This window comes from Spirosoma endbachense (assembly GCF_010233585.1).
GTDB classification, from domain to species: Bacteria; Bacteroidota; Bacteroidia; order Cytophagales; family Spirosomataceae; genus Spirosoma; species Spirosoma endbachense.
Genome location: NZ_CP045997.1, coordinates 8,622,205 through 8,647,861 on the forward strand (window position 1 = coordinate 8,622,205; position 25,657 = coordinate 8,647,861).

The window sequence follows — 25,657 nt, forward strand, 5'->3', positions numbered from 1 at the left end:
TTTATGAGAAACTATCTATTAGGTTGTGACTGGGGAACGTCTTCTTTCCGGCTACGGCTAATAAATGTACCTGAACTTCAAGTTATTGGCGAGATTACTTCGCAGGAAGGTGTTGCCAGTACATTTACTGCCTGGAAGACCCATATAGAAACGAATCGCGTATCACGAGAGCATTTTTTTCGACAGCAACTTAAACGACAGATTGATATTCTGGCTAGAAAAGTGGCCCTGAATCTGAACACGATTTCGGTTGTAATTTCAGGAATGGCGTCTTCATCCATTGGTATGGATGAGGTGCCATATGCCACGTTGCCCTTTCCCGTCGATGGTAGTCTGGCCAGTATCAGGCGCATCGATGCGCAACCCGATTTTCCGCACGACATTGTGCTGATTTCCGGTGTTCGAACTACCCATGATGTGATGCGGGGCGAAGAAACGCAGCTCATTGGCCTTCTGGCTTTACTGGACACGTTACACCATACCGTCAACGATGCTATTCTTATCTTTCCCGGTACACACTCCAAACATATCTACATCCAGAATCAGCAGGTAATTGATTTTCAAACCTTTATGACAGGAGAAGTATTCAATCTCATGTCGCAGTATAGTATTTTAAAAGACTCAGTAGAAGCAATAGAGCTAATTACGTTCTCTGAAATTGAATTGGAGGGTTTCAAAGCAGGTATTAAAGCATCCAATTCTTCATCGACGTTAAATAGCTTATTTCGGGTACGAACGAATCAGCTATTTGAGCAATTAACAAAAAAACAAAATACCCTTTATTTAAGTGGATTGCTGATTGGGGCTGAACTAAAAGCGCTGATTGATCAGAAAAACTGGCAATTGATCCTATGCAGTGGCACAAATCTGTATGAGTTGTATAAACTTGCTATTGAAGAACTTCATCTATCCGAACGGACCATTACGATTTCTGCCGATCTGATCGACAAGGCCACCATTGCCGGACAAGTAAAAATAGTTCAGAACCAGCTATTACCCTTAAACAAATGAACAGTTCAAGTCAAAGCACTTTCTCCTGGGATTTATTCGCAAAAGCGCCGTTAATTGGCATCATTCGGGGTTTATCCTTTGAGGAAATTAGCCAGATACTACCAATTTATCGGGAGGCAGGGCTCACTACCATAGAGATCACCATGAATACGCCCGGTGCAGAGGATATGATCCGGTACGCTTTAGAAACGTATAGCGATGGCTTCAATATTGGAGCAGGAACCGTATGCACGAAAGACGATCTGGACAAAGCGCTGGACGCAGGGGCGCAATTTATTGTAACTCCCATCATCAACAAGAAAGTCATTAAAGCGTGTGTAAAGCATGGGGTTCCCATTTTTCCCGGTGCATTCACACCATCCGAAATTTATACGGCCTGGTCGTTAGGGGCTTCTATGGTTAAAGTCTATCCGGCAACCTCGTTGGGTCCAGATTATATTAAAGACGTGAAAGCCCCCCTAAATCAATTAAAATTAGTGCCAACCGGCGGCATTAATCTAGAGAATATGGCAGCGTATTTTCAGGCAGGAGCCGATGGTCTGGGAGTCGGCGGCCATCTTTTCGATAAAACTTTTATCAGGCAAAAAAACTGGACCGGTTTAAAAAATCATTTCCAGCAATTTACGAAAAAAGTAAATGCCTCTTCCATCAGAAAATGATCCTGTTCCACTGTTGACCTTACCTAAATCAGCCAGAGTAAACCTCACTTTTATGTCAACCCGTAAACTGAAAAATTACCGATGGATCATTGTTATTCTGTTATTCACGGCCACAACAATCAATTACCTTGACCGGCAAATTATTGGTTTGTTAAAGCCAATTTTAGAGAAAGAATTTAGCTGGAGCGAAACTGATTTTGCCCATATTGTCATGGCGTTTACGGCTGCATATGCCGTTGGTCTGTTACTGTTTGGCTGGATTATCGATAAAATCGGCACCAAAGTAGGTTACTCCATTACCATCATCATCTGGAGTGTGGCGGGTATGCTTCACGCCATTGCCCGGAGTGTTTTCGGTTTTAGCCTGGCCCGGATTGGTCTGGGCATTGGCGAAGCGGGAAACTATCCGGCGGCCGTTAAAACGGTAGCCGAGTGGTTTCCCCAAAAAGAACGTGGACTCGCAACGGGGTTATTCAATGCGGGTACCAGCATTGGCGTTGTCGTTGCCGTTTTGGTAGTTCCGTGGATATTAAACAACTACGGCTGGCATGAGGTCTTCTGGATTACGGGAGCGCTGGGATTCGTCTGGCTTATTTTCTGGCTTATTTTCTACGACATACCGACAAAACAGTCGCGGTTAACCACGGAAGAATATCAATACATTGCCAGTGGGCAGGAAGCCGTTACGGATGAGGCCGCCGACAAGAGTTCGATCAAATGGTTCAAGTTGTTCACCTTTCCCCAAACCTGGGCCATGATTACGGGCAAAGGGCTGATCGACCCGATTTACTGGTTTTTCCTCTTCTGGCTCCCCTCCTATTTTTCGTCTACATTTAACCTGGATTTGAAGAAACCAAGCCTTGAACTCATGCTGATTTATACGGCCACCACGCTTGGTAGTATTGGTGGCGGGTATTTGTCCTCCAGCCTGATAAAACGAGGCTGGGCAACTGTAAAAGCCCGAAAAACGGTGCTGTTTGCGTTTGCCGTCATTGAAGTTTCAATTATGCTGGCCCAATTTGTTACCGATGTTTGGGTAGCGGTCGGCTTGTTAAGCGTGGCCGTGGCGGTGCATCAGGCGTGGGCTACAAACGTATTTACCCTTGCCTCAGACCTCTTCCCCAAACAGGCTGTCAGCTCAGTGGTCGGCATTGCCGGGACGGCGGGCGCTATTGGCGGCATACTATTCCCAATTCTGGTCGGTAGTTTGCTCGACGAGTATAAAGCGGCCGGAAATCTGGCCGGAGGTTATAACCTCCTGTTCACTATTTGCGCATTTACCTACCTGATTGCCTGGACAATCATCCATCTTCTCACCAGAAAAGCGCCCAAAATTGAGATCGAGCGTTTGCTATAATGTTGTACAAAAGCAATTATTTATACTTCATTTTGCAGAACAATCTGGAATAAATCGAGTATTTTCGAGTAAAAAACCAATAATGTAGTATTTTCAAGTCCCGTATCTGACCAATCCATTAGCGGGTTGATCATGGGGCTAAAATGATTCATCGCAAACATTGTTACCGTCTATGGCTGGTCATATTCTACTGTTTCAGGCTCCTGCCAAATGCTATTTGTCAGCCCGATGGGCAAACGTTTAGCCATATAAGCGTTGAGGAGGGTCTGTCGCAGAGCAGTGTTTATGCCATCACGCAGGATACGAAAGGATTCATGTGGTTCGGTACCCGCGATGGTCTGAACCGCTATGATTCCCGCCATATGGTTGTTTATCAGAACCAGAGTGGTAACAAAAATAGCCTCGCGTCGAACACCATCAATAGCCTGCTGATGGACAGGCAGGGACGGTTATGGGTTGGCACAACCAAAGGGTTAGCCCTCCACCAGCCGCAACAGGGCGATTTCCGACGATTTTCATTCGACAAATCATCGTCGGGAAATGCCCCGGATTCTACCATCATCAGCCTGTTTCAGGATAGTCGGCAAGCAATTTGGGTTGGTACACTGCACGGCTTATATCGACTGAAAACGACGAAACCTCATCGATATGAGCGATTAACCGATCTGCTTCAAAGCCAAGCCAAGCTAAGCAATGACTATATCAGGGCAATCTATGAAGACCACGACCGGAACCTCTGGATTGGTACCTCAGGCGGCCTGGCGCGGCTTCGACCAACGAAATCGGGCAAGTTTCAACTGACCAATTATTTTCTGGAGCCGACGGATTCGGTCTACCACAATTCGTCTAACGGCATCAATACCATTGCCGAAGATCAGGCAGGGCACCTCTGGCTCGGTACCGAACGAAACGGGATTGCCCTGTTCGACAAAGGGCAGGGTAAGGTTGTTTCATGGAATGCCGTGCCTCACCTTGATTTGAGTACGCAGATAATCCGAACAATTCAACCCGATAGCAAAGGTAATTTCTGGATTGGCACCATGTCGGGGCTGTATATTGTTGCGCAGGATGGCAGCCGATTCAGAGCGTTGGTTAATCAGCCAACCGACCCCGGCTCACTGAGTGATAACTCGGTACGATCTATCTTTAGCGACCGGGATGGATCGGTCTGGGTAGGTACGTTCTACGGAGGAGTGGACATGTATAGCCCACTGGCCCGGCAATTTGGCTCCTTCCGGCCGCTCGACCATCGGGGCGGGGTTCCCTTTAAAATTGCGGGACCGATGCTACCGGCCAGCGCATCACACCAGCTCTGGCTGGGCACTGAAGACCGGGGCTTATTTCTGCTCAATCCAGACAATACCATTGCCCGGCATTTTGCTCATGACTCTAAAAACAGCCAGTCGCTTTCCAACGATAAAGTAAAATGCCTGCTGGCTGATGGAACCAATGGACTTTGGGTCGGAACCATCAAGGGGCTGAATTATCTGGATTTGCGTCGACAAACCATTACCCGTTATCTGCACGAGCCAAACAATCCTCATTCGCTGCCTAATGATCGCATTTACGATCTCAAACGCGACCGGCAGGGAACACTCTGGATTGTAACGAATCTGGGGGGCCTTTGTCGGTTTATACCAAAGACGAATTCATTCGAACGGGTAAGTCATGACCCTGACAACGAAGCGACCTTAAGCACCAACAATGCCACTTGTTTACTTTTCGATACACAAGGGCAATTATGGGTCGGTACAACGAGCGGCTTAAACCAAAAGTTGGCCGATAAGGATACGTTCGCCCACTTTTTCCGCAATGCAACGGACTCAGCGTCGATCAGCAGCAATCACATTAACTGCCTTCTGGAAGACCGACAGCATCGGCTCTGGATTGGCACACGCGACGGCGGGGTCAATCTGTTGCTCCCCGATCAGCACTCATTCCGCCATTTTACAACGGCACAGGGCTTACCCAGCAACACGATTTTTGGCATTCAGGAAGACAACCGGGGCCGTTTGTGGATTAGCACCGACAAGGGTCTGGCACAGCTTGAACCGGGCCGACAGACGTTTATTTCCTACAACCGGCACGACGGTCTGGTTTGCAAGGAATTTACGCCCAATGCCACCTATCAGGATTCGCATGGATATTTATACTTTGGCGGCTACAACGGCATTGTTCGGTTTCACCCAGACAGTATTCGCCAGAACAACATACCCCCGCAACTGGCTTTCACGCAGTTACGTCTGTTTAATCATCCTGTAACGAGACTTTCGCCCAACGACGATCAGGGTATCGATTACTCAAAAGGGCTTATATTCACTCATCGGCAGAATGTTTTTTCGGTCGATTTTGCGGCTTTTAATTACATCAACTCCGCGAAAAATCGGTATGCCTATAAGTTGCTGGGGTTCGATGATACCTGGACATACGTCGATGAACCCCGTGCGATGTATACAAATCTCGATCCGGGCGATTATGTGCTCCAGGTGAAAGGCACGAACAACGACGATGTCTGGAATCTGAAACCGCTTGCGTTGACCATCACCGTATTGCCTCCTTTCTGGAAAACATACTGGGCTTACGTGTTCTATGCGCTGGTTTTTCTTGGCTTGCTGCGGCTTTGGTCGCGGTTCAATCGCAATCGGCTGCAACTCGCTCATGACCTACGGGTAGAGCATCTCGAAAAAACCAGGCAACAGGAGCTTCACCAGACAAAATTGAATTTCTTTACCGAGATTGCCCATGAGATCAGAACCCCGCTCACACTGGTAATTGGCCCAATCGAAGTCTTAACCAATCACTATGTAGAGGATCCGTTTATCCGCAAACAGCTATCCATTATGCGGGGCAGTACGGACCGGCTACTGCGATTGCTTAACCAGCTGTTGGATTTCAGGAAGCACGAAACCGGCAATATTCAACTTGAATTACGCGAAACAGACCTGGTGACGTTTTTACATACTGTAACCGACTCGTTTCTGGAACATGCCCGGTCGTGTCAGGTAACGCTGATTAACGAGTCGGAAGTAGACGCGCTGCCAGCCTGGATCGACGCCGGAGAAATCGAGAAAGTGGTTTATAACCTCTTGCTGAATGCATTTAAGTTTACTCCGGCAGGTGGCTCCATTTTTGTCCGTCTACAACGTGATTTCACGACAAATGTAGCCACCGATAATGCGGTTATTATTGTCGAGGATACAGGCAGCGGTATTCCTGCCAGCGACCTGGACCATATTTTCAACCGGTTTTATCAGGCGGGTCAATTTAAAACGCGCGATTCTGGATTTGGACTGGGTTTAGCACTCAGTAAAAGCATTATCGATCAGCACAATGGACAAATCTCCGTCGAAAGTCGGGAAACGGAGCCTCATCATGCTGGCTTCACCCGGTTTACGATCACTTTGCCCTTGAACGTTCCCGAATCGGCGGAACTGATTTCGGACGATCGTTCTCCTAAACAGGATTTTACATCACTTCGGCTGGAACCAATCGAATTGACCAATTCGGCTGACATGTCGATCAGTGAAGAAGAACTGTCAAATTCAGGGAAACCGCTTATTCTGGTTGTCGAAGATCAGGACGATATTCGGGAATACATTCGGGATTTGTTTGCAGCCACCCATCAGGTGATCGAAGCCGCTAATGGCTCAGTTGCCTGGGAGAAAGCAGCTCATCTATTGCCCGATCTGATCATAACGGATGTGGCGATGCCGGTTATGGATGGGTTTGCCCTCACGCACCGTGTCAAATCGGATTTGCGAACCAACCACATTCCGGTCATTATGCTCACGGCCAAAGATACAATGGACTATCAGCTGACAGGGCTACAGACCGGTGCCGACGATTATCTGACCAAACCTTTTCACCCGCTGCTGCTTCAGACACGCGTTCGTAATCTGCTCCTGCTACGGGATCAATTGAAAACGAAATACCACCGAATCGTTACGCTTCAGCCACAGGCTCAGGAACTTGACCACCCCGACGCTAAATTCCTCAATCACCTCATGACGGTACTGGATACGCACCTTGGCGAAGCCGACTTTAACGTAACCAGTCTGGTCAACGAAATAGGCATGAGTCGCCCGGTCTTGTTCCGCAAGGTGAAAATGCTGACAGGTTTATCCGTCATCGATCTACTGCGAACCACTCGTTTAAAAAAAGCCGAACTATTGCTCAAGCAGAAAAAGGCAAGTGTCTCAGAAGTTGCATTTGCTGTCGGCTTCAGTGATCCGAAGTATTTCAGCCGCGCCTTCCGGGCCCAGTTTGGCCTGACTCCAACTGAATACAGCAATCAGCCCGACGAACATGCAGCAGAACTTATGTCCTGAACGAGAAAGCAAATACTATCATTTAAAACAATGGTTTCTTCTCATTCAGCTTTTTCGCCCGGAGCAGGGCTTCCATATAATAATAGTCAGCATAAATAAGGGGCGTATCGATTTCAGTGGTTTTTGCCCCAGTACTGTGCAGCAGGAGAAATCCGTGGTTTTTCCCAACTGGCGATGCATATTGTTTAGCCAGACTAGCAAGTATACGGTCGGCTTTGGCGCGGTATGGCGAATCCGACTTGTAAGTGCTTAGTTCATACAGAGCCGACGCCATGACCGCAGCTGCCGAAACATCGCGGGGTTCATTTGGGATGCCTGGTGCATCGAAGTCATAATACGGCACCAGATCAGCAGGCATGTGTGGGTGGTTGAGCATATAATTGGCTATTGCTTCAGCCTGCGTCAAAAACTGGGGATCTTTCGTTTCGCGATAGCATAAGGTATAGCCATACAAACCCCACGCTTGTCCGCGCGCCCAAGCCGATTCGTCACTGAATCCCTGATGTGTATTTTTCTTCAGCACGTTTCCCGTCAGTGTATCATAATCAACCACATGGTACGAACTGTAATCGGGCCGATAATGGTTTTTCATCGTCGTGCGGGCGTGTGTAACGGCAATTTTGTAGAAAGTCGAATCACCCGTCAGCCGGGTAGCGGCAAACAGCAATTCCAGGTTCATCATGTTGTCGATAATAACCGGACATTGCCAAACCTCCTTATGGTGATCCCACGACCGAATGATTCCCGCAGTTGGTTTAAATCGTTTCGTTAAGGTCCGGGCTCCCTGAATAAGCACGTCACGATAGACCGGATCACGCGTCAGCCGATAGCCGTTCCCGAAGCTGCAATAGAGCTTGAAGCCCATATCGTGCGTTCCGGCATTCATCTTTTCACTTTCCAGCTTGGCGGTCAACAGTTGCGCCTGTTTTTTCCACTCGTTCTTGCCGGTGTATTCAAAGAGATACCAAAGTTCGCCGGGGAAAAAGCCGCTGGTCCAGTCGCGGGCAGGCACCAGTTGTAAGTCGCCCGTCTTATCGAGCGTACGTGGCGACACTAATGCGGGTTTGTTGCCTGTCGGTTTGGTGGCGGCAAGGGCAACGTCGGTAAGCATCCGTTGCGCCTGTTGTTCCGCCTGTTTGAATGCCGTTTTGATAAGCGTATCGGGAACAAAGGCTGTCAGAAGTACAGCGGTCGCCAACGATGCAGTAAGCAGTTTAGTTGTTTGCATTTGTTTGTTTATGCAGGTCAAATTTGTCAGTAGACATCGTCAAGTATTGCCATTCAATTGGCGCGAAAAAGTACCATCAATCAGTCCAGCCAGATGACCGGATTTCGAACTGGCAAATTGCGCAGCACCTCTTCCACCTGTGGGTCGTGGTCCAGTTTTTTCCAGGTTTCGAGCCACTCCTTCTGGTTAAATTCTAGGGCTCCAAACACCAGAAAAGGCTGGGCTACAGGCCAGTCGTTCCAGTACATCACATCGGGTTTCAAAGGCCAGCTCGACTTATCAGCCAGGTATGGGTATAAAAAAGAAATCCCTTTTTTGATGCCTTTCCCGTCGGCAGTTTGATAACTCCACAGATCATCCTTCCTGTCAGATGCGATCTGGCAGATCATTGTCATCGCATCGAGGTTAAAAATGGCATAGCCGTAGGGCTTGGTGCGTTTCATTTCCCGAGGGAAACTCCCATCATCTGCCATTTGGCCAAGTAATATCGTTTTATAGCGTTCCCGGCAAAGGTTGAGCATGGCCGTATCGCCGGTAAAACGGGCGAAAGCAGCTACCTGCATTACCCAGCACGTTGCATGATTGTTGGTCGCTTCCATCTCCTTTCTGCCATTTTCGTGCGTTGTGAGCCAGTTGATATACTGCGTAAACCAGTGGCGGGTAGCAGCCAGCGTTTGCCGATCCGCAGCCTTTGATTTTTCCATGACCACCAGTGCCTGCACCACTTCCATAAAATGAATCGTATCGATAATTCCCCAGGATCGGCCAGTTACACCATTTCGCACAGCCTGAGCATATTGTAAGTGTGGATTCATGCGGGTAGCCGTATCCGAAAACCATGCCTTACAATGAGCCAATGCCTGCTTTACGTACTTACCATCACCTGTTAATTTATAGGCTGAGCCCAATGCACCCATAATTCGACTGAACCGAATCATGGCCTTTCGATGGGCCAGAAAGTTTTCGGGATTCGTCTTGCCGTCGATCTCCTTATAAGGCCCCGTTAGGTTTTCCGGATTTGGCCAGAAATAATCACTCTCCGAGAAAAAATCGTGCTTCCCGCCCGCGCTACGGGGTGATGTTTGCGCCGTTATTGTAATTGGCTGCTGCTGCATAGCCCAACTGGCTTCGGACAGAATGTGCGACTTTAATGTGCTTTTCACAACCGCAACTCCCTGGCTTTCTGGCATAGACTGACCGTATACGGCTGGTCGTCCCAGGGCGAAAAATAGTATGACTACTGTCAATAGTTTGGTTGGCATTGCAGTAATTAGCTTAAAAAAGTGTTTGATCCTCGTCGGAAATCAGTCCAGCCAGATGACCGGATTTCGGATTGGCAAATTGCGCAGCACCTCCTCCACCTGTGGGTCGTGGTCCCGTTTTTTCCAGGTTTCGAGCCACTCCTTCTGGTTAAATTGTAGGGCTCCAAATACCAGAAAAGGCTGGGCAACAGGCCAGTCGTTCCAGTACATCACGTCAGGTTTCAAAGGCCAGCTCGATTTGTTCGCAACAAACGGGTACAGATACGCAATACCCTGCCGAATACTCCGACCATCCGCCGTTTGATAGGACCACAGGTTGTTGGCAGGCGTGGATAAAATCTGGCAAATGGTCGCCATTGCATCCAGATTGAACAGCGAATAACCGTAGGGTTTGGTTCGGCGAAGTTCCTGGGGGAAACTGCCATCGGTAGCCATCTGATCGGGCAGCAACACTGTTTTGTAGCGGTTCCGACAGGCATTCATCAGCGAGTCGTTGTTGGTAAGCCTGGAAAAAGCGGCAACCTGCATCACCCAGCAGGTGCCATGATTGTTTTTGGCATTCATCTCATCGGTACCATATGAATGCGTCGTCAGCCAGTTGAGGTAATCCGCAAACCAGCGTCGAATGGCCGCTACGGCCTGCTTATCGGCGCTTTTCGCTCTATCCATAACACGCAGTCCCTGAGCAACCTCCATCAAGTGAATGGTATCGATTATACCGATACCCCGTCCCGTTGCGCGTCCTTTGATTGCCTGGGCATACAACAGCGATGGATTCATTCGGGTATCCGAATCCACGAACCACGCATGGAGATGCCGGAATGCCTGCCGAACGTACGTCTCATCCTGGGTCAATACATAAGCCGAAGCTAAGGCACCGACAATCCGGCTGAAACGGATCATCGCCTGTCGATGTGCGACAAAATTGTCGGGGTTGGTCATTCCATCCCGCTGAATGTATGGTCCCTGCAGGTTAGCCGAATCTGGCCACCAGTAATCACCTTCTGAAAAGAAATCGTGTTTGTTTCCTGTACTTCGGGGTGATGTCTGTGCCGTAACGGTAATCGGCTTCTGTTGCATAGCCCAGCGGGCTTCAGACAGAATGTGTGGCCTTAACGTAGCGATAACGGTGGCCCGCTCAGCCGACTGTCCGTAGGAAATCCCGGCTAAAAATTGGCCTACTATCGCTACAATGAACACTACTTGTCTTTGCATACGTATAAAAACTGAATTGCCTTTATGATTTGTGTGAAGATCGGTGCCATTTGTCGCGTCACACCAGAACTCATTGCTTCAGGGGCAGAATGGTCAATAATGCCGTTGGCAAACCGGGCGACTGCACACCCACAACGGCTTTCCCAGCTCCTGATTCGACCCGAATGATTGCCCTGCCATTATAAGCCTGAACCGTACGCGATCCGGTCGATGTGCCCAGATTATTCAGCAAACGACCATCGCCAGCCAGGCTGAAACTGATGTAATTGGCAGCATCGAGGCAGGCAATACCCCGATCGTCGACCAGTCGGGCCTGAAGCGTAGAGACGCCATTCTCTTCCCCAATTTTTTCCAGAATGAGTTGGGCAGGTTTGTCCCATTTTTCGGTTTGGTACTGCATCGTTACTTCGTCCTCAACCGTCTTGTTTCCCTGCCGGGCAACCACCCGGATCTGATTGCTACCGGCATTGAACGGTACCTGCCATCGCAATCCGGCGGCCGGAAAATCCTGGCTATTCCGCTTACGAACGCCCTGGCTTTTGCCATTGACAAACAACTCCGCTTCAGCACAGTTGGAATACACTTTCACAAGTTTCTGCGCTCCCGCAGTTCCCCACCGAACCGGCCAGGAATGCCCATAAATGTGTACCATCGGTTTGTCGGTCCAATACGACTGAAAAACGTAGTATGATTCTTTGGGCGTAAAATCACGCTCGACTACACCTTTCTGGTTGACGAAAGGAACCGGGTTTTCGGGGCGAAGGGGCGTCGAAAAATCTTTAAAAGGCCAATAAGCCGTTCCCGTGAGCCACGGCATTGTTTCCTGCTCTTTCAAATGCCAGTCGATTAGGTTTACGATATAGGATTCGCTCCAGTCGCCGTCTTTCGACATACGGGTCGAACCACCGTGGAGGGACGCATCCCCGGTTCGTTCATCGACGCCTTTTCCGGTTGTGACAGTTGCCACGGCCTGATCAGGCTCCTCGGCATGACGACGGGCATGGCTGTCGCCCCCCCACTCTACATGCAGAAAGTGGTTTACTTTGCCAAACTCCTGTTCACTGACGGATTTATATTCGGTATAGCGTCCCCGATACCAACCCGCCCAGATCGACGGCGAATACACATCGACAATATCTTTGCAGAAATCGCACCGGCGGATGGCCGTTCTGCGCCGGGGGTCAAGCCGGTGCGACAGGTCATTTAATTCGCGCATGAACAACCGGATCTTTTCTTTGTCGAACTCCGGGAAATCACCGGGCCAGTCGTTTTCATTACCCAACCCCCAGATAATAACTGCCGGATGGTTGAAATGCTGTTCGATCATGCTGGTCAACATCCGGCGGGCCTGTTCTTTGTAAAGATCCCCGCCCAGACCACCCCGGCACCAGGGAATTTCTTCCCAGACAAGAATACCCAGACTGTCGCACAAATCCAGTACAATCCTCGACTGCTGGTAATGCCCAAGCCGAATGAAATTGACGCCCATTTCTTTCATCATGATCATCTCCGTGCGAATCATATCTTCCGTCATGGCTGCACCAACGCCCGCATGGTCTTCATGGCGGTGCGTTCCTTTGAGCAGTAATCGCTTGCTATTGAACTTAAACGGCCCTTTTTCTACAAATTCAAAACTCCGAAAACCTACTTTTTCGGTATAGGTTGTCGTGTCAGTCGCGGTCATCAGCTTTATGGCGACGGTGTATCGATCGGGAGAATCTGGCGACCACAACTGCGGCTTCCGAAGAGTAGTCTGCCATAAGGAGACATCACCTGTCAGATCGTTCAGAGATTTTATCGTCTGATCAACCGTTTTGCCCTGCGGATCAAGCAGGCGAATAGAAACGGCAGCCGCCGATTGTTCAGCGGGTTTACGAAATCGACCACCGACGGTTAATTTCCCGGCCTGCCCTGCCGGATCAACATCGGCGGTGGCAAAGATTTTATCGAGCGAAACCGTTGGCGCATAAGTCAGATTCACGTAGCGATACAAACCTCCGTAAACGTTGAAATCAGACATACCGGAAGGAATCATTTCCAGATCACGCGAATTGTCGCACCGAATAACGATTGGTACGTTGCCTTTAAACTGTTTCGCGAAAACATCCGACTTTTTGAAGTCTTCTACAGCCTCGGTAATATCTATCGTCCACTCATCATAGCCCCCAACGTGAGAGCCAACCTTCGTCGTATATACGTATACGTCAGTTTTCTGACCCGCTCCTTCGAAGTGCAGTAGTGTTCGTCCCTGACGATACGGATTCTGGATAGTCAACTGGGTACGATACCAGCCCGGCCCCCGATAATAATTACCCGCTGGATCAACGGCATCGCGGGCGTTAAAGCAGTGTGGCAGGGTTATATCCTGCCAGACCGGAACGCTTTCCGGGCTACCCTCTCCGACTGGCCGAACGGCTTCCCAACTTCCACCCAAATCACTTTGCAGATACTGCCAGTTCGCCAGCAGTCGGGTAGTTTTCTGGGCGAACAGCGCGGGGCTGGCTAAAAATGGAACAATAAAAAAGGCAATGACTAGTCGAAGCATGAGTCAGCAAACGGTAAAAATTGGCAAGTAAAAGCAAGGAGTAGACTATCGCCCGATAGCTCGGTGCGTGTATGTTGTAAAGCCCAGAAATGTTTTGTCACCAGTGGCTCCGTAGGGGTCCTGACGGTTTCGCAGACTGGTAATTTTGGCGGATGTATTGTAGTAGTTCGACGCAACTTCTGCACCCGGAAAAACGGCCTGTCCCGCGCAACTCCGGCAGCCAATAGCACCCACAAACGCGTCTTCCATGTACTCAAAGCCTTTGGCGATCCGACTGGAATAGGCTGGAAACACGGTATTATCGCCCTGAATCCGGGCAATTTCGGCAGCATAGGCGAAGCCCGTCAGGCTATATTGCGGGTGCCAGCAATCGCGCGAACAATGTTCTTTTACTTCACCAGACGAACTGATAATCACCGGAATGTTCTGCATCAGATAATCATAACCGCCATTGTAGACAGTGCTGCTATTCAGAAAAACACCAACGGCCATTTTCGCGTAACCTGCTGACACTTCCCAGTTATTGTCGTAATTGACTTCATTGATCAGCCTGTTGATGTAGTTGTCCTTCAGGTTATTCAGAAAACCCTGGAATTTGCTGATGTCCGTGCTACTCCATCCGGCCGAATTTCCGTTTACTGTATAAAAGCGGATGATTTCGGCGGCAGCAACAAACGTAGGTGTAAACCAGGATGCCTCCAGATACGTCTGTCGGGAATCGGTACCGGCATCGGGCAGCAATCGCTGGAAATTAGTGGCCCAGCCATTCAAAATGCTGATGGCCTGAGTCGCATAGATTGCATTACCCGTTTTGGCCCATCGCAGTGCCAGCGCATACGACAGTATTGCGTCCGTTTTGATCTGATTTTCAGTTGGTGTACTCCCCGATCCTTTTACATAGACCGTTGCCGGGAATGAAGTCGGTACGGGGTTTGCATCGACAAATTCGGTTACTTTCGAATACCCATCCAGGCGAGCTGCATCACCATTATTAGCCTGCGAACGGATCAGGTCCAGACTGGCCTTGCTGTTTAGCACGCCGGGGTGGACGAACTGATTATTATCGATTCGGGCACCACTGGTTTTATCGATTACTTTCCTGTCAGTACTTATGCCCTGATCGTTCATACATCCCGGCAGAAGGAAGGCGGTTATCAGGAAACTGCCAAGCAATTGTGTTGTACCATTTCCAGTGCGATTCATACGTTTCGTGTTTAGGAATTGATTGATTAGGAATAGTGTCGTTTCGACCATGCAAGTTTAGGTGCGTGCGGCTTTTATCTAGTTATGCGTATAGGTCAATAAGGTGGACAAACCGTTCGGTGCGTTCCAAAAGCGTTCAAAGAGGTGGACAAACCGTTCTTTTTAGATTATTCCATTATTTTTTATTCACATCACCACTAATATTGCCTCATCAACTTACTGTCAGATGTAGCAAAAAAGCAGTCAACGGCTCGCTTACCCGTTGGCCCAACGTAGTGAACAGGAATGAGTGGCAACGTGCCTTATGCATAAATAAGCGTAGACAACCGAGGAGGTTGTCTGTCAATGATCGATTCAACTTTCCGGCAAAAACAAGTTTATCAAACCCTATATTGATATGTATAAACCTTTATCTTCCAGACTTCTGGTCCTGGCGATACATGGCAGTTTAGCTTCGCTGCTGGCCTGTGGCGACCTGATTGGTCAGGCTATCCCGCCGGGAAATAACCCGTCAGCAGCTCCGGTAAGGCAGGTCGCCACGTATAAGTTCAGCGGTCGGGTTCTCGACGAAAAAAATACGGGCTTACCCGGTGCGACTGTCGTACTGAAGGGTAATGACAAGACCGGAACCACCTCCGATGCTGACGGTAAATTCACGGTCAATATTCCTACCGGTGGCGGTACACTTGCCGTATCGGCCATTGGTTATTTGACCAAAGAAGCCATCGTTACCAGCGAAACAACCCTTGATGTAACTCTGGCACCCGATATCAAAACCCTCAACGAGGTCGTCGTGGTAGGCTATGGTACTCAGAAAAAAGAAAATCTGACCGGATCGGTAGCCGCCATAACGATCGATGAAAAAATTTCGAGCCGGTCGCTGGCTAACGTTTCGTCGGGATTGTCAGGGCTTGTGCCAGGGTTATCCGTTCAGCAATCGACCGGACAGGCAGGCCGGAGCGGTGCTGCCCTGATCATTCGCGGACTCGGCACAGTCAATAATTCGGGACCGCTGATTGTCGTCGACGGGATGCCGGATGTCGATATCAACCGCATCGACATGAACGACGTGGCCAGTATTTCGGTCTTGAAAGATGCCGCGTCAGCGTCCATCTACGGGTCACGGGCTGCCAATGGAGTTGTGTTGATCACGACCAAAAATGGGTCACAGAACAAAAAAGCCCAGATCAGCTATACCGGTACTTACGGACTATCAAAACCCACCAACTTCTACAACTATTTCGCAGATTACCCCCGCGCTCTGACGATGCATATGCGGGCTTCGGGAGCAGGGGCTTCGTCAACTACGTTCCGTTATGGAACCGTAGAAGACTGGTTGTCCAAAGGGTTGATCGATCCGACTAATTATCCGAATACGAACTGGTGGGATGTCATCCTGCGCGATCAGGGTCGTATTCAAACCCATAATCTGTCAGCTTCGGGCGGCACCGATCGCATGAATTTCTACCTGTCGGCGGGCCTTTATGACGAATTAGGCGTCCTGATCAACCACGATTACAAACGCTACAATACGCGTTTTAACCTCGATTATAAAGTGCGGGATGCCATCAAAGTAGGCATTCGGATGGATGGCCAATGGTCAAAACAGAAATACGCCAATCAGGAAGGATTCATCAATTACAGCGGAACCGACGGTTACGATATTCGCTATGCCATTGCCGGAATTCTCCCGCAAAGCCCGACAACCGGGCAGTATGGTGGTATCATGGCCTATGGCGAAGACGCTCAGGCGGCCAATATGCTGGCTCGGTATCAGGTTTATCATAACCTGCGCGACCGGCAGGAAATCAACGCAAACCTGTACGGCGAATGGACGCCCCTGGCGGGACTAACTGTTCGGGCTGATTACGGACTTCGCTACTACAATCAGTTTACGAAGAGTTATAACGATCCGACCGATGTCTGGAATTTCCAGACAAACCAGGTTGCCAGAACGATTATCAATCCGAGTGCAGGCATCAGCAACAGCACGAACCAGGGCTATAAAACACTGCTTCAGGGCCGAATCACCTACAATAAAACATTGTTTGGCAATCACCAGCTGACGGTACTGGGTGGCTATACTGAAGAATACTGGTTCAATCGCAACCTGTCGGCCAGTCGGCAGGACCGGATTAATCCGTTGTTGAGCGAAATCGATGCAGCCTTAACAACAACCCAGTCGGCGGGCGGTAATTCAGACGCCGAAGGGCTGAGGTCGGTACTGGGACGCCTGAATTATGTCATCAACGACAAATATCTGTTTGAAGCCAATGCCCGCTACGATGGTTCGAGTAAGTTTCTGCCGGGCTTTCAGTATGGCTTTTTCCCATCGGTTTCGGCTGGCTGGCGTTTTTCGGAAGAGCCCTTTTTCAAGCGTTTCGCTTCGGTGGTATCGTCAGCGAAACTCCGGGCTTCAATCGGGAAGCTTGGTAATAACTCCGGTGTCGGTCGTTACGAACAGCGTGACATCTTCAACCTGACCAACTACATACTCAATGGTAAGATTACCAAAGGGTTTAGTTCGTCCAAGATCATTAACGAAGATTTCTCGTGGGAGCAGACCAACATTACAAACGTTGGGCTGGATCTGGCCTTTTTCGGGGGTCGTCTGACGAGCGAAATTGATGCTTACAGCAAGCTAACAACCGGCATGATCCGGCCATCCTCCTTGTCAACGTTCCTGTCAGGCTACGATGCCCCTCGTGTTAACATCGGCAAACTCCGTAACCTCGGCCTGGAAGCAAACGTAACGTATCGGGCTAAAATCCGGGATGCCAACGTCGGCGCTACGCTGAACATGGCTTTTAACCGCAATAAACTGCTGGAATGGAACGAGTTTTTAAGCAAGGGGTATACGTATCTGAATCTACCTTATCACTTCGCCTACAGCCGTGAAGCAACGGGCATTGCGCAGACCTGGGAAGACGTTGCCAACGCGCCTTATCAGGGTCAGTACGTTTCGCCGGGCGACATTCTGTATAAAGATCTGAACGGCGATGGGCAAATTAATGATGAGGACCGGAAAGCCCAACCGCAATTTAACCGCGACCAGCCGGTCGGTACGTTTGGTCTGAATCTGTTCGGTAGCTGGCGTGGTTTCGACCTGAGCATTCTCTGGCAGTCGGCTACCGGTCGCAAGGATTTCTGGCTGGAACCCTTCAACAACGTCAACATTCCTTCGGCCCGGAACGCATTTCAGGATTTCCAATGGTCCGATACCTGGAATCTCGACAATCGTGGGGCGTCGCTACCTCGGCTCGTGACCGGTTCGGGCGGAAACAACCAGGCTGAATCAACCTTCTGGCTGGACGATTTTAGCTACCTGCGGCTGAAAAACATTCAGGCCGGTTACAATGTCCCCAGTAAAGTAATGAGCCGCATCGGCGTCAGTCGGTTACGGGTATACGTCACGGCTGAGAACCTGTTGACATTCAGCCGCTATCGGGGTGTTGACCCGGAGAAAAGCACCAGTGTATCGAACGTTGACAACCAGGACGATCCATTCCCACTGCTGAAATCGTACTCCTTTGGTCTCAATCTCAGCCTTTAATCCATTCCCAGAACGTCGGTTCTTCTCTCATGAAACGTTTTTTTAACCTCTATTTCATACTGGGTCTGGCGCTGTTCGCAGTGGCATGCACCGAAGATCTGCTCGATCAGGTGCCTACAACCCAGCTCTCGTCGGATCTGTTCTGGAAAACCACCGACGATGCCATCTTTGCCGTAAACGGTGTTTACGATGCGAATCGCACCACCTTCGACCGCGACTATTATTTCGACGGTGGCGGGGAGTTTGTCCATACACGGGGTACCAGCAACAACCAGGGCGTATTCAATCCCGGTGCAATCGGATCGAATACCAACTTCGGTTTTCTGTGGGGCGACTGCTACCGGACCATCAACCGGGCCAATTACGTGCTGGGCAACATTGGTGCTTTGCGGGCAAGCCTGAAAACGCCGTCAGATCTGGCGCTGATGGACAGGCTCGTTGCCGAAACCCGTTTTCTGCGGGCTATCAACTACTTCCGGCTGATCGACCTCTGGGGCGATGTACCTTATTTTACCAGCAAGCTCAATGGCAATACGGAAGCGTACTCACTGATCCGAACACCGCGTGCGGTTGTGAAAGATTCGATTCTGGCCGACCTGGCCTATGCCGCCACCGTGTTGCCGGAAACCTATACCGGCGACAATCTTGGACGCGCGTCAAAACTCGCTGCCTGGGCTTTCAGTGGTAAGGTGCGGCTGTTCTGGGCCTGCTGGATGAAAAATGAAGGAAAAACGGCCGATGCACAGGCACATTATACGGCTGCTGCGGCAGATTTCAAGAAAATCATCGACAAAAATATTCCGCTGTTCCGGAACGGCGAGCCCGGTCCTGTCGACAATCCGAACTATTGGCACCTGTTCCAGTACTTCAACGAATACGATCCTGAGATTATCTTCTCCGTTCAGTTTGGAGGCCCCTTACTGGCGCAGGGCGAGGAAATGCAACGGGACTTCGGTACGCGCAATACTGGCAACGGGCAGGTATGGGTTGCGCCTACGTTCCGGTTGGCCAATCGCTACCAGCTCCTGTCAACGGGCGATTTTGCCCCTTCGCTTGTGCTGTCTAAAAATACGACGCAGCTCAACAGTGCCACTAACCCCAAATCGTATGCGGGCCGCGACTACCGGATGCGGGCAACGATTCTCTGGGATGAACAGAAGATGCTCCGGCTCTCGACGGATGGGTTGACCGTTGGTGATAGTATGCCGTTCCGCTTCGGTAGCCGCGATGGTGTGACTTTCATCAATTACGACGGTGCTCCTGCTGGGTACATTTTCCGAAAATGGATACGGCAAACGGGTGGCATTGGCCGTAGCGATGGCCCACAGGACATGTATATGATGCGATTGCCTGATGTATGGCTGATGTATGCCGAAGCGATCAATGAAACCAATGGCGGCCCAACATCCGAACTCTTTACGTTACTCAATCGCATTCGTCGGCGCGGCAATCTGCCTGCGCTGAATCAGGCGAAGTTTGCGGCCAAAGCCGACTTTTTCAAAGCCATCGAGCAGGAACGCATTGTTGAGCTGGTTGGCGAAGGGCATCGTTTCTTCGACATCCGGCGATGGAAAAAAGCCGAAGAAATCTGGCCATCACCCGGCGGACAGGTACTATATGACAGCCAGGGCACCCGCGTTCGTGACGAATTCGTCAATGCCCCCGAGCGTGATTATCAACGGTACTACTTATTCCAGATCCCGCCTGGTGAGATCGAAGTCAATTCTAAAATTATCCAGAATACACCCTGGCTTTAGTTGTGAGCAAGTCTGCATACGATCGAACCGAGACCTGTCTCTTCAAAATTAGCAAGCAAATGAAACCTAAACGTTTTCCTCTCTTTTTGGGTCTGATGGCCCTGATTGGACTGCTTTCCTGCGGCAAAGAACCTGTTGATGAAGCGGGTCTCCTCATAACCGGCCGCACCCAGTGCTACATGACCTTTTTTGATCTGCTGGGTTCCGACCACCGAACGGTGCTGGTTAGTGGTCAGACGGTGATTGACACCACGGCGCTCACCGTGACTGCCGTAGCCAAATTTGGCACCAACATGGAACGCGTAAAGCCCTATTGCAGCGTGGTGACCGATGCCATTGTTGAGCCAACGATGGGCATCTGGACCGACTATACGCAGGCGCAGAAATACACTGTCGTTTCGGGCAATCGCCAGGTTCGCAAAACATACACCGTAACGGTAACTGTTCAGAAATAACCCAAACCAGCCATAGCCATTTCATTCGTATGAAAAAGATAGTCTATTTCGTTCTGCCGGTTTTGGGCACTCTGTTACTCAACGCGGGTTGTCAGAACAAAGAGGTTGATCCGGGAACAACGTTCAAAAATGATCTGCTCAAAAAAACGACAGGTCCGGCTGTTGTTGGCGACCGCATTGAATTTGCCTACGCCATCGGCACGCTCGAAGGCGACCTGAAAGATGTACGCGCCGAAGCATCCATTGCCGGAGGAAAAGGCACCGGATTCAGCGGATTTTCCTGGTATACGGATCGCAGTACGGGTGTCGATAAACCCGTGCAGACGGCCGCCGATACTGTTACAAACGGAGCCGTTTCGACCGCTTCAATCATCGATGTCAGTAAAAACAAAGCCGTTACGCTGCGCTACTACTATTACCCTTCTGAAGAGGGGAAAGGCAAAGATGTTTCGTTCCTCTTTATCGGTACTTCGTCTACCGGCAAAGAGGTTGCTATTCAATCACCGGCTTATCGGATCAGTCGCATGAGCATGAAACGGTCGCTGGTGCTCACCGATGGGGCGAAAGCTTATGTGTCGCTCGCCGATATGGCGGTTTATTCGAAAGCCGAAGTAGAGCAGAACAATCTGGCCAGCAAAATCGACTTTGTCTATATTTACCGGCCAACGCTTGGTAGTGGCAACTTTGCATTTGGCCACGCGCTAGTTGCGCCATCCAATGCCGATTACCTCAAAGACGTTTCGCTGCCAACTGGACTTCCTAAAACACGCACCGCCATCGACAAACGGGTAGATGTAAAAGACGCACAGCTTCGGAATACAGCCGGCTTTGATGTATACATCGACGACGTTGATCTGGAACAAACCACTTTCCCCAGCGCGGCAGATTATGCCTATGGTTTAGCCGCGGATCAGGGTGCGTTTGTTAAAACCGCCGATGGGGCCTATGCGGCCTATGTGTACGTAAACGCGGTCAATAATACGACGAAAAGTATGACAATCAGCATCAAACAGATCAAGCTAAAGTAAGCCGTTTTGTATTTTCCCGAACGGTTTGCCGCTCGGGAAAATCGTTTTTAACCCCCTTTACCAGCGAAGCCACGTGAATAAATTTATAGTATACGGCTTTATTTTTCTTCTTGTTTTAACTGTTGATTCAGCTGCGCAGTCGCCCTCCAAACCGACTACCTTTCTGCTGAATGCGGATTTTTTACGGACCAATAAGGCAAAAATCAAAGCGGGCGATCAGACGTTGGTGCAGGCAGCCAAAAGGTTGATTGCCGATGCGGATAAAACCCTGAAGCATGCTACTTACACCGTAACAGCTAAAAGTAAGACTCCGCCCAGTGGCGATAAACACGACTATATGAGTGTGGGGCCGTACTGGTGGCCCGATTCGACCAAGCCCAATGGGTTGCCTTACATTCGGAAAGATGGGCAGGTTAATCCAGATCGGTTTGCCATTAATGACGCCACCTATCTGAAGAACTTATGTGATGATGTTGAGCTGCTGGCCGTGGCCTATTATTTCTCCGATGATGAGAAATACGCCAGACGAGCTGCCGACTTACTTCGTGTCTGGTTTCTGAATACAGACTCCAAAATGAACCCGAATCTGAATTACGGGCAGGCGATTCCCGGCATCACCGATGGCCGGGGCATTGGCCTCATTGACAGTCGGGCCTTTGCGAAACTGGCCGATGCCGTTCAATTGCTACGCGGGTCATCAGTTTGGACACCGGGCGATCACGCAGCTTTACAGAATTGGTTTCGGCAGTTTCTGGACTGGATGCTCACAAGCCCGATCGGGAAAGACGAAGAAGACGAGCACAATAATCATGGCACTTACTACGACTTCCAGTCGATTGGCCTGGCTCTTTTTACGGATAACAAAACCCTGGCCCGCCAGATTATCGAGCAAAAGACCATGAAACGAATTGAGAGTCAGCTAAAGGCCGATGGCAGCCAACCACACGAGTTGGCCCGTACACTTTCCTGGAATTACTCGGTGATGAACTTACAGGGCTTTTTCGGGATTGCCCTTTTGGCAGAAAACGTGCAGATTGACTTGTGGAACTACGAAACAGCAACCGGGAAAAGCGTAAAAAAGGCGTTTCTATGGCTGCTCCCCTACGCCGAAGGGAAAAAAACTTGGGAACATCAGCAAATCAAAGCCATCCATACGGAGGAATTTCAGCCGTTGGCGACCGTTGCATCGGCCAAGTATAAAATTGCAGAACCGGCCTTTTCATCGGGTCATCAACAGAAAGAAAACAGCCTTTTTATCCTAACAAACTCCCTGTTCTAAGCCGTTGATTTTCCCTTTTCCTCTCCCCATGAAGTCATTTCTGCTGCTGGTTGCTGCCTTGCTCAGTCTTTCATCCTACGCCCAAGATCAGGATTTGCTGAGTGGAAAATTCCCGCCGGGTGAATTAAAAAAAGTGCTGATTCCGCAGGCGCAGTGGGCACCCTTTCCCAAACGGGACGACCGCGCCGGATGGGCTAAAGCCGATCAGAACATGATGAAGGCGTACCTAGAAAAGGCAGAATCGTATCTCAACTATCAATGGCCCTACATCCCGGCAACAAAATCGCTACTTATCGAACGGACGGGTGACCGGGATCAGTTTCAGGCTGTGAGTTTCGAGAAACGGGAAGTGCTGGGAACCCTATTGCTGGCCGAAATCTACGAGAATAAAGGCCGGTTTGTTGATCCTATTATCGACGGTGTCTGGTCTATTTGCGAAGAGTCGTTCTGGGGTGTACCCGCTCACTTGCCCAAATCGAAAGAGTATGCCGGGCTAATGGACGTATCGAAACCCTTTGTCGATTTATTTGCCGCTGAAACCGCTACTTACCTGGCCTGGGTCGATTATTATCTGGGCGATAAACTGGATGCGGTATCTCCCCAGATCCGGAAACGGATCTATAACGAAACCAACGACCGGATTTTTGAGCCACTGATGACGAAACCACACGGCTGGATGACCAAAACAGCCAATGGGCGGGCACCCAACAACTGGAACCCCTGGATTTGCTCCAATTGGCTCAATGCGACGCTGCTTCTCGAAAAAGACGATGAGAAACGAACCGCATCGGTCGCCAAATTGCTGGACGTGCTGGATGAGTTTCTGAATCCGTATCCGCAGGATGGTGGCTGCGACGAAGGCCCCAGCTATTGGGGGGCCGCAGCAGCATCTTTGTACGACAACATTGCCATGCTGAATCTGGCCAGCAACGATGCCTTTCAGTACGTCTATGCCGATGAGAAATTTCGCAACATGGGCCGGTTCATCTACCGGGCTCAGATCAGCGAGAAATACTTTCTGAACTTTGCCGACGCAGATCCGCAACCCGGCATGGCAGCTACCATGATTTACCGCTATGGTAAGGCGATCAACGATCCTGACATGATGAAATTCGGAGCCTTTTACCGCCAGCCGGAAGATGGCACCGTTGGCAAATTTCATTACTTCAGGCACTTTTATTCGCTGTTCATGCAGGATGAATACCAGAAAGCTCCGCAGGGTTTACCGCTCCCCAAAAACGTCTGGCTACCAGACCTTCAGGTATTTGCCGCCCGCGACCAGGAAGGAACCACCAAAGGATTTTATGTAGCTGCCAAAGGAGGACACAATGATGAAAGCCACAACCATAACGATATTGGCAATTATGTGATCTACTACGATGGCCAACCACTGCTGATCGATGTTGGGCGAGGCACCTACACGGCTAAAACATTCAGTAATAAGCGCTACGATATCTGGTACAACTGTTCAGACTACCACAATCTGCCGACGATAAACGGCCAGAATCAGCCACCCGGCATGTCGTTTAAAGCGTCGAATGTTACCTACAAAGCCGACAATGCAGCTACCCAGTTTGCTGTCGATATTTCACGGGCCTACCCGAAAGAAGCGGGCGTAAACAGCTGGCAGCGAACCATTCGGCTGAACCGGGGCAAAAACGTTCAGATCGATGATGTAATCAGCCTGCAAACGGCCAATGCGCTAACGCAACATCTGATGACTGCCTATCCCGCCGAAGTCGGCAAACCCGGCGAGCTGATTATTCATTACAATCCCAAAGGTGGGCAACCCAAAAATTTTGTAGTCAAGTACAATCCCAGACAGATGCAGCCGTCGGTCGAAAAAGTGAAACTGGATTCGCCTGAAGATCGTGGTATTATTACCAAATGGGGCGATACGATTTACCGCATCAATTTCACCGTTCTCACCCCTAAAACGTCGGACAAACTCAACTTTGTTGTTGCGAGTGAATAAGCTCGTATAAGGACAAGGCAAATCACCCTTATTTTGTCTCTGGCTTCACGATTCGGTCGGCCAGATCGAGTTTTAACGATTTGATGTTCGCCAGAACCAGCTCTGCTATTTTTCGGGCCCCGAGTTCGTTGAAGTGTGTATTGTCTTCTTTCCCTTCCGGATAGTTGGGATGTTCGCCCGGCGCAAGCTGGTTGAAAAAAAGGCGGGAGTTTTCGACGCCAGCCCGTTGGTAGAGGTCCTGGCCCTGTTTATCTAAGTCAATCATTGGCGTTTTGTACTCGGTTGCCACGGCCCGCACGATTTCGGAATAAACTGCGTGCGTATCAACAATCTTTCCGGCCGCATCGAACTGTCGGCGGGCAACGGGCGTGATGAGTATGGGGGTTGCTTTTTTGGTTCGGGTTTCGGTAATAAAGCGGATCAGGTTTGATCGAAACTCACCTTCTGCCGTATAGCTTTTCTTGGTTTTCACCTCGTCGTTGTGCCCAAACTGGATGAAGACATAATCACCTTCCTTTAGTCCATCGGCCACGGGTTGCCAGCGATTTTCTTCGATGAATGTCCGCGTGCTCCGCCCATTCTGCGCCCGGTTGTCTACGGTCACGCTCTCATCGAAAAAGTAGGCGAATGGCATACCCCAACCTGTTTCAGGATAGTACTTCACCTGCTTTATCGACATCGTGGAATCGCCAATGAGGTATACGGTAATCTTGTTCGCTGGCGGAGCGAAGGCCAGCAAAACTGACAGGGTAAGAAAACAGACGCTTTTCAAAAAAAATGATTTGCTCATCATAATTTACGT

General features: G+C 49.8%; 16 protein-coding genes. 10 read left to right on the forward strand and 6 right to left on the reverse strand.

Features of this window, described 5'->3' with window-relative positions; all coding sequences use genetic code 11:
* Positions 1-3 precede the first annotated feature (3 nt).
* The 4 genes from GJR95_RS34945 to GJR95_RS34960 all read left to right on the forward strand — a co-directional run bounded on the left by GJR95_RS34945 (position 4) and on the right by GJR95_RS34960 (position 7,355).
* Positions 4-1,011, forward strand: coding sequence for a 2-dehydro-3-deoxygalactonokinase (locus tag GJR95_RS34945; protein WP_162390263.1), 1,008 nt, complete (start codon positions 4-6; stop codon positions 1,009-1,011).
* Entirely contained in the window at positions 1,008-1,670 is a 663-nt protein-coding gene (locus GJR95_RS34950; RefSeq protein WP_162390264.1) for a bifunctional 4-hydroxy-2-oxoglutarate aldolase/2-dehydro-3-deoxy-phosphogluconate aldolase, read from the forward strand. The genes GJR95_RS34945 and GJR95_RS34950 overlap by 4 nt, the downstream gene beginning before the upstream one ends.
* Before the next feature lie 52 nt (positions 1,671-1,722).
* Complete coding sequence (locus GJR95_RS34955; protein ID WP_162390265.1) at positions 1,723-3,027, forward strand: MFS transporter; 1,305 nt, start codon at positions 1,723-1,725, stop codon at positions 3,025-3,027.
* Between the two features lie 143 nt (positions 3,028-3,170).
* Positions 3,171-7,355 carry a hybrid sensor histidine kinase/response regulator transcription factor gene (locus tag GJR95_RS34960; RefSeq protein ID WP_162390266.1) on the forward strand — a complete coding sequence of 1,395 codons (4,185 nt, stop codon included), beginning with the start codon at positions 3,171-3,173 and terminating at the stop codon, positions 7,353-7,355.
* Between the two features lie 22 nt (positions 7,356-7,377).
* Here GJR95_RS34960 and GJR95_RS34965 read toward each other — a convergent pair whose 3' ends face one another.
* The 5 genes from GJR95_RS34965 to GJR95_RS34985 all read right to left on the reverse strand — a co-directional run bounded on the left by GJR95_RS34965 (position 7,378) and on the right by GJR95_RS34985 (position 14,808).
* Positions 7,378-8,583 (reverse strand): glycoside hydrolase family 88 protein, encoded by a 1,206-nt coding sequence (locus GJR95_RS34965; RefSeq protein ID WP_162390267.1) that lies wholly within the window; start codon positions 8,581-8,583, stop codon positions 7,378-7,380.
* Positions 8,584-8,663: 80 nt separating this feature from the next.
* The gene (locus GJR95_RS34970) at positions 8,664-9,845 is read right to left on the reverse strand and encodes an alginate lyase family protein (protein ID WP_162390268.1); all 1,182 of its coding nucleotides are present in this window, start codon (positions 9,843-9,845) and stop codon (positions 8,664-8,666) included.
* A gap of 42 nt (positions 9,846-9,887) precedes the next feature.
* A complete protein-coding gene (locus GJR95_RS34975; RefSeq protein ID WP_162390269.1) occupies positions 9,888-11,060 on the reverse strand; it encodes an alginate lyase family protein in 1,173 nt (390 codons plus the stop codon).
* A gap of 70 nt (positions 11,061-11,130) precedes the next feature.
* The gene (locus tag GJR95_RS34980; protein ID WP_162390270.1) at positions 11,131-13,605 is read right to left on the reverse strand and encodes a glycoside hydrolase family 2 TIM barrel-domain containing protein; all 2,475 of its coding nucleotides are present in this window, start codon (positions 13,603-13,605) and stop codon (positions 11,131-11,133) included.
* Between the two features lie 45 nt (positions 13,606-13,650).
* The gene (locus GJR95_RS34985; RefSeq protein ID WP_162390271.1) at positions 13,651-14,808 is read right to left on the reverse strand and encodes an alginate lyase family protein; all 1,158 of its coding nucleotides are present in this window, start codon (positions 14,806-14,808) and stop codon (positions 13,651-13,653) included.
* A gap of 397 nt (positions 14,809-15,205) precedes the next feature.
* On the opposite strand from GJR95_RS34985, the gene GJR95_RS34990 reads away from it, so the two are divergent.
* The 6 genes from GJR95_RS34990 to GJR95_RS35015 all read left to right on the forward strand — a co-directional run bounded on the left by GJR95_RS34990 (position 15,206) and on the right by GJR95_RS35015 (position 24,855).
* Positions 15,206-18,361, forward strand: a complete 3,156-nt coding sequence (locus tag GJR95_RS34990; RefSeq protein WP_162390272.1) for a SusC/RagA family TonB-linked outer membrane protein — start codon at positions 15,206-15,208, stop codon at positions 18,359-18,361.
* A gap of 29 nt (positions 18,362-18,390) precedes the next feature.
* Positions 18,391-20,118 carry a RagB/SusD family nutrient uptake outer membrane protein gene (locus tag GJR95_RS34995; protein ID WP_162390273.1) on the forward strand — a complete coding sequence of 576 codons (1,728 nt, stop codon included), beginning with the start codon at positions 18,391-18,393 and terminating at the stop codon, positions 20,116-20,118.
* Positions 20,119-20,177: 59 nt separating this feature from the next.
* On the forward strand, positions 20,178-20,573 hold the full coding sequence (locus tag GJR95_RS35000; protein WP_162390274.1) for a hypothetical protein: 396 nt from the start codon (positions 20,178-20,180) through the stop codon (positions 20,571-20,573).
* Positions 20,574-20,602: 29 nt separating this feature from the next.
* Positions 20,603-21,601: a DUF4466 family protein gene (locus tag GJR95_RS35005; RefSeq protein ID WP_162390275.1), complete on the forward strand. Its 999-nt coding sequence runs from the start codon at positions 20,603-20,605 to the stop codon at positions 21,599-21,601.
* 73 nt (positions 21,602-21,674) lie between these two features.
* Positions 21,675-22,880: an alginate lyase family protein gene (locus GJR95_RS35010; RefSeq protein WP_162390276.1), complete on the forward strand. Its 1,206-nt coding sequence runs from the start codon at positions 21,675-21,677 to the stop codon at positions 22,878-22,880.
* Between the two features lie 28 nt (positions 22,881-22,908).
* Positions 22,909-24,855 carry a heparinase II/III domain-containing protein gene (locus GJR95_RS35015; RefSeq protein WP_162390277.1) on the forward strand — a complete coding sequence of 649 codons (1,947 nt, stop codon included), beginning with the start codon at positions 22,909-22,911 and terminating at the stop codon, positions 24,853-24,855.
* A 28-nt stretch (positions 24,856-24,883) separates the two neighbouring features.
* Here GJR95_RS35015 and GJR95_RS35020 read toward each other — a convergent pair whose 3' ends face one another.
* On the reverse strand, positions 24,884-25,648 hold the full coding sequence (locus tag GJR95_RS35020; protein WP_317167025.1) for a rhamnogalacturonan acetylesterase: 765 nt from the start codon (positions 25,646-25,648) through the stop codon (positions 24,884-24,886).
* Positions 25,649-25,657: the final 9 nt, after the last annotated feature.

Bases quoted from the DNA above. Each gene is read 5' to 3' on its own strand.
- GJR95_RS34945 (WP_162390263.1), top strand. From the start codon at position 4: ATGAGAAACTATCTATTAGGTTGTGACTGGGGAACGTCTTCTTTCCGG.
- GJR95_RS34970 (WP_162390268.1), bottom strand. From the start codon at position 9,845: ATGCCAACCAAACTATTGACAGTAGTCATACTATTTTTCGCCCTGGGA.
- GJR95_RS35020 (WP_317167025.1), bottom strand. From the start codon at position 25,648: ATGATGAGCAAATCATTTTTTTTGAAAAGCGTCTGTTTTCTTACCCTG.
- GJR95_RS34965 (WP_162390267.1), bottom strand. From the start codon at position 8,583: ATGCAAACAACTAAACTGCTTACTGCATCGTTGGCGACCGCTGTACTT.
- GJR95_RS34975 (WP_162390269.1), bottom strand. From the start codon at position 11,060: ATGCAAAGACAAGTAGTGTTCATTGTAGCGATAGTAGGCCAATTTTTA.
- GJR95_RS35005 (WP_162390275.1), top strand. From the start codon at position 20,603: ATGAAAAAGATAGTCTATTTCGTTCTGCCGGTTTTGGGCACTCTGTTA.
- GJR95_RS34985 (WP_162390271.1), bottom strand. From the start codon at position 14,808: ATGAATCGCACTGGAAATGGTACAACACAATTGCTTGGCAGTTTCCTG.
- GJR95_RS34950 (WP_162390264.1), top strand. From the start codon at position 1,008: ATGAACAGTTCAAGTCAAAGCACTTTCTCCTGGGATTTATTCGCAAAA.
- GJR95_RS35015 (WP_162390277.1), top strand. From the start codon at position 22,909: ATGAAGTCATTTCTGCTGCTGGTTGCTGCCTTGCTCAGTCTTTCATCC.
- GJR95_RS34995 (WP_162390273.1), top strand. From the start codon at position 18,391: ATGAAACGTTTTTTTAACCTCTATTTCATACTGGGTCTGGCGCTGTTC.
- GJR95_RS35000 (WP_162390274.1), top strand. From the start codon at position 20,178: ATGAAACCTAAACGTTTTCCTCTCTTTTTGGGTCTGATGGCCCTGATT.
- GJR95_RS34960 (WP_162390266.1), top strand. From the start codon at position 3,171: ATGATTCATCGCAAACATTGTTACCGTCTATGGCTGGTCATATTCTAC.
- GJR95_RS34955 (WP_162390265.1), top strand. From the start codon at position 1,723: ATGTCAACCCGTAAACTGAAAAATTACCGATGGATCATTGTTATTCTG.
- GJR95_RS34980 (WP_162390270.1), bottom strand. From the start codon at position 13,605: ATGCTTCGACTAGTCATTGCCTTTTTTATTGTTCCATTTTTAGCCAGC.
- GJR95_RS34990 (WP_162390272.1), top strand. From the start codon at position 15,206: ATGTATAAACCTTTATCTTCCAGACTTCTGGTCCTGGCGATACATGGC.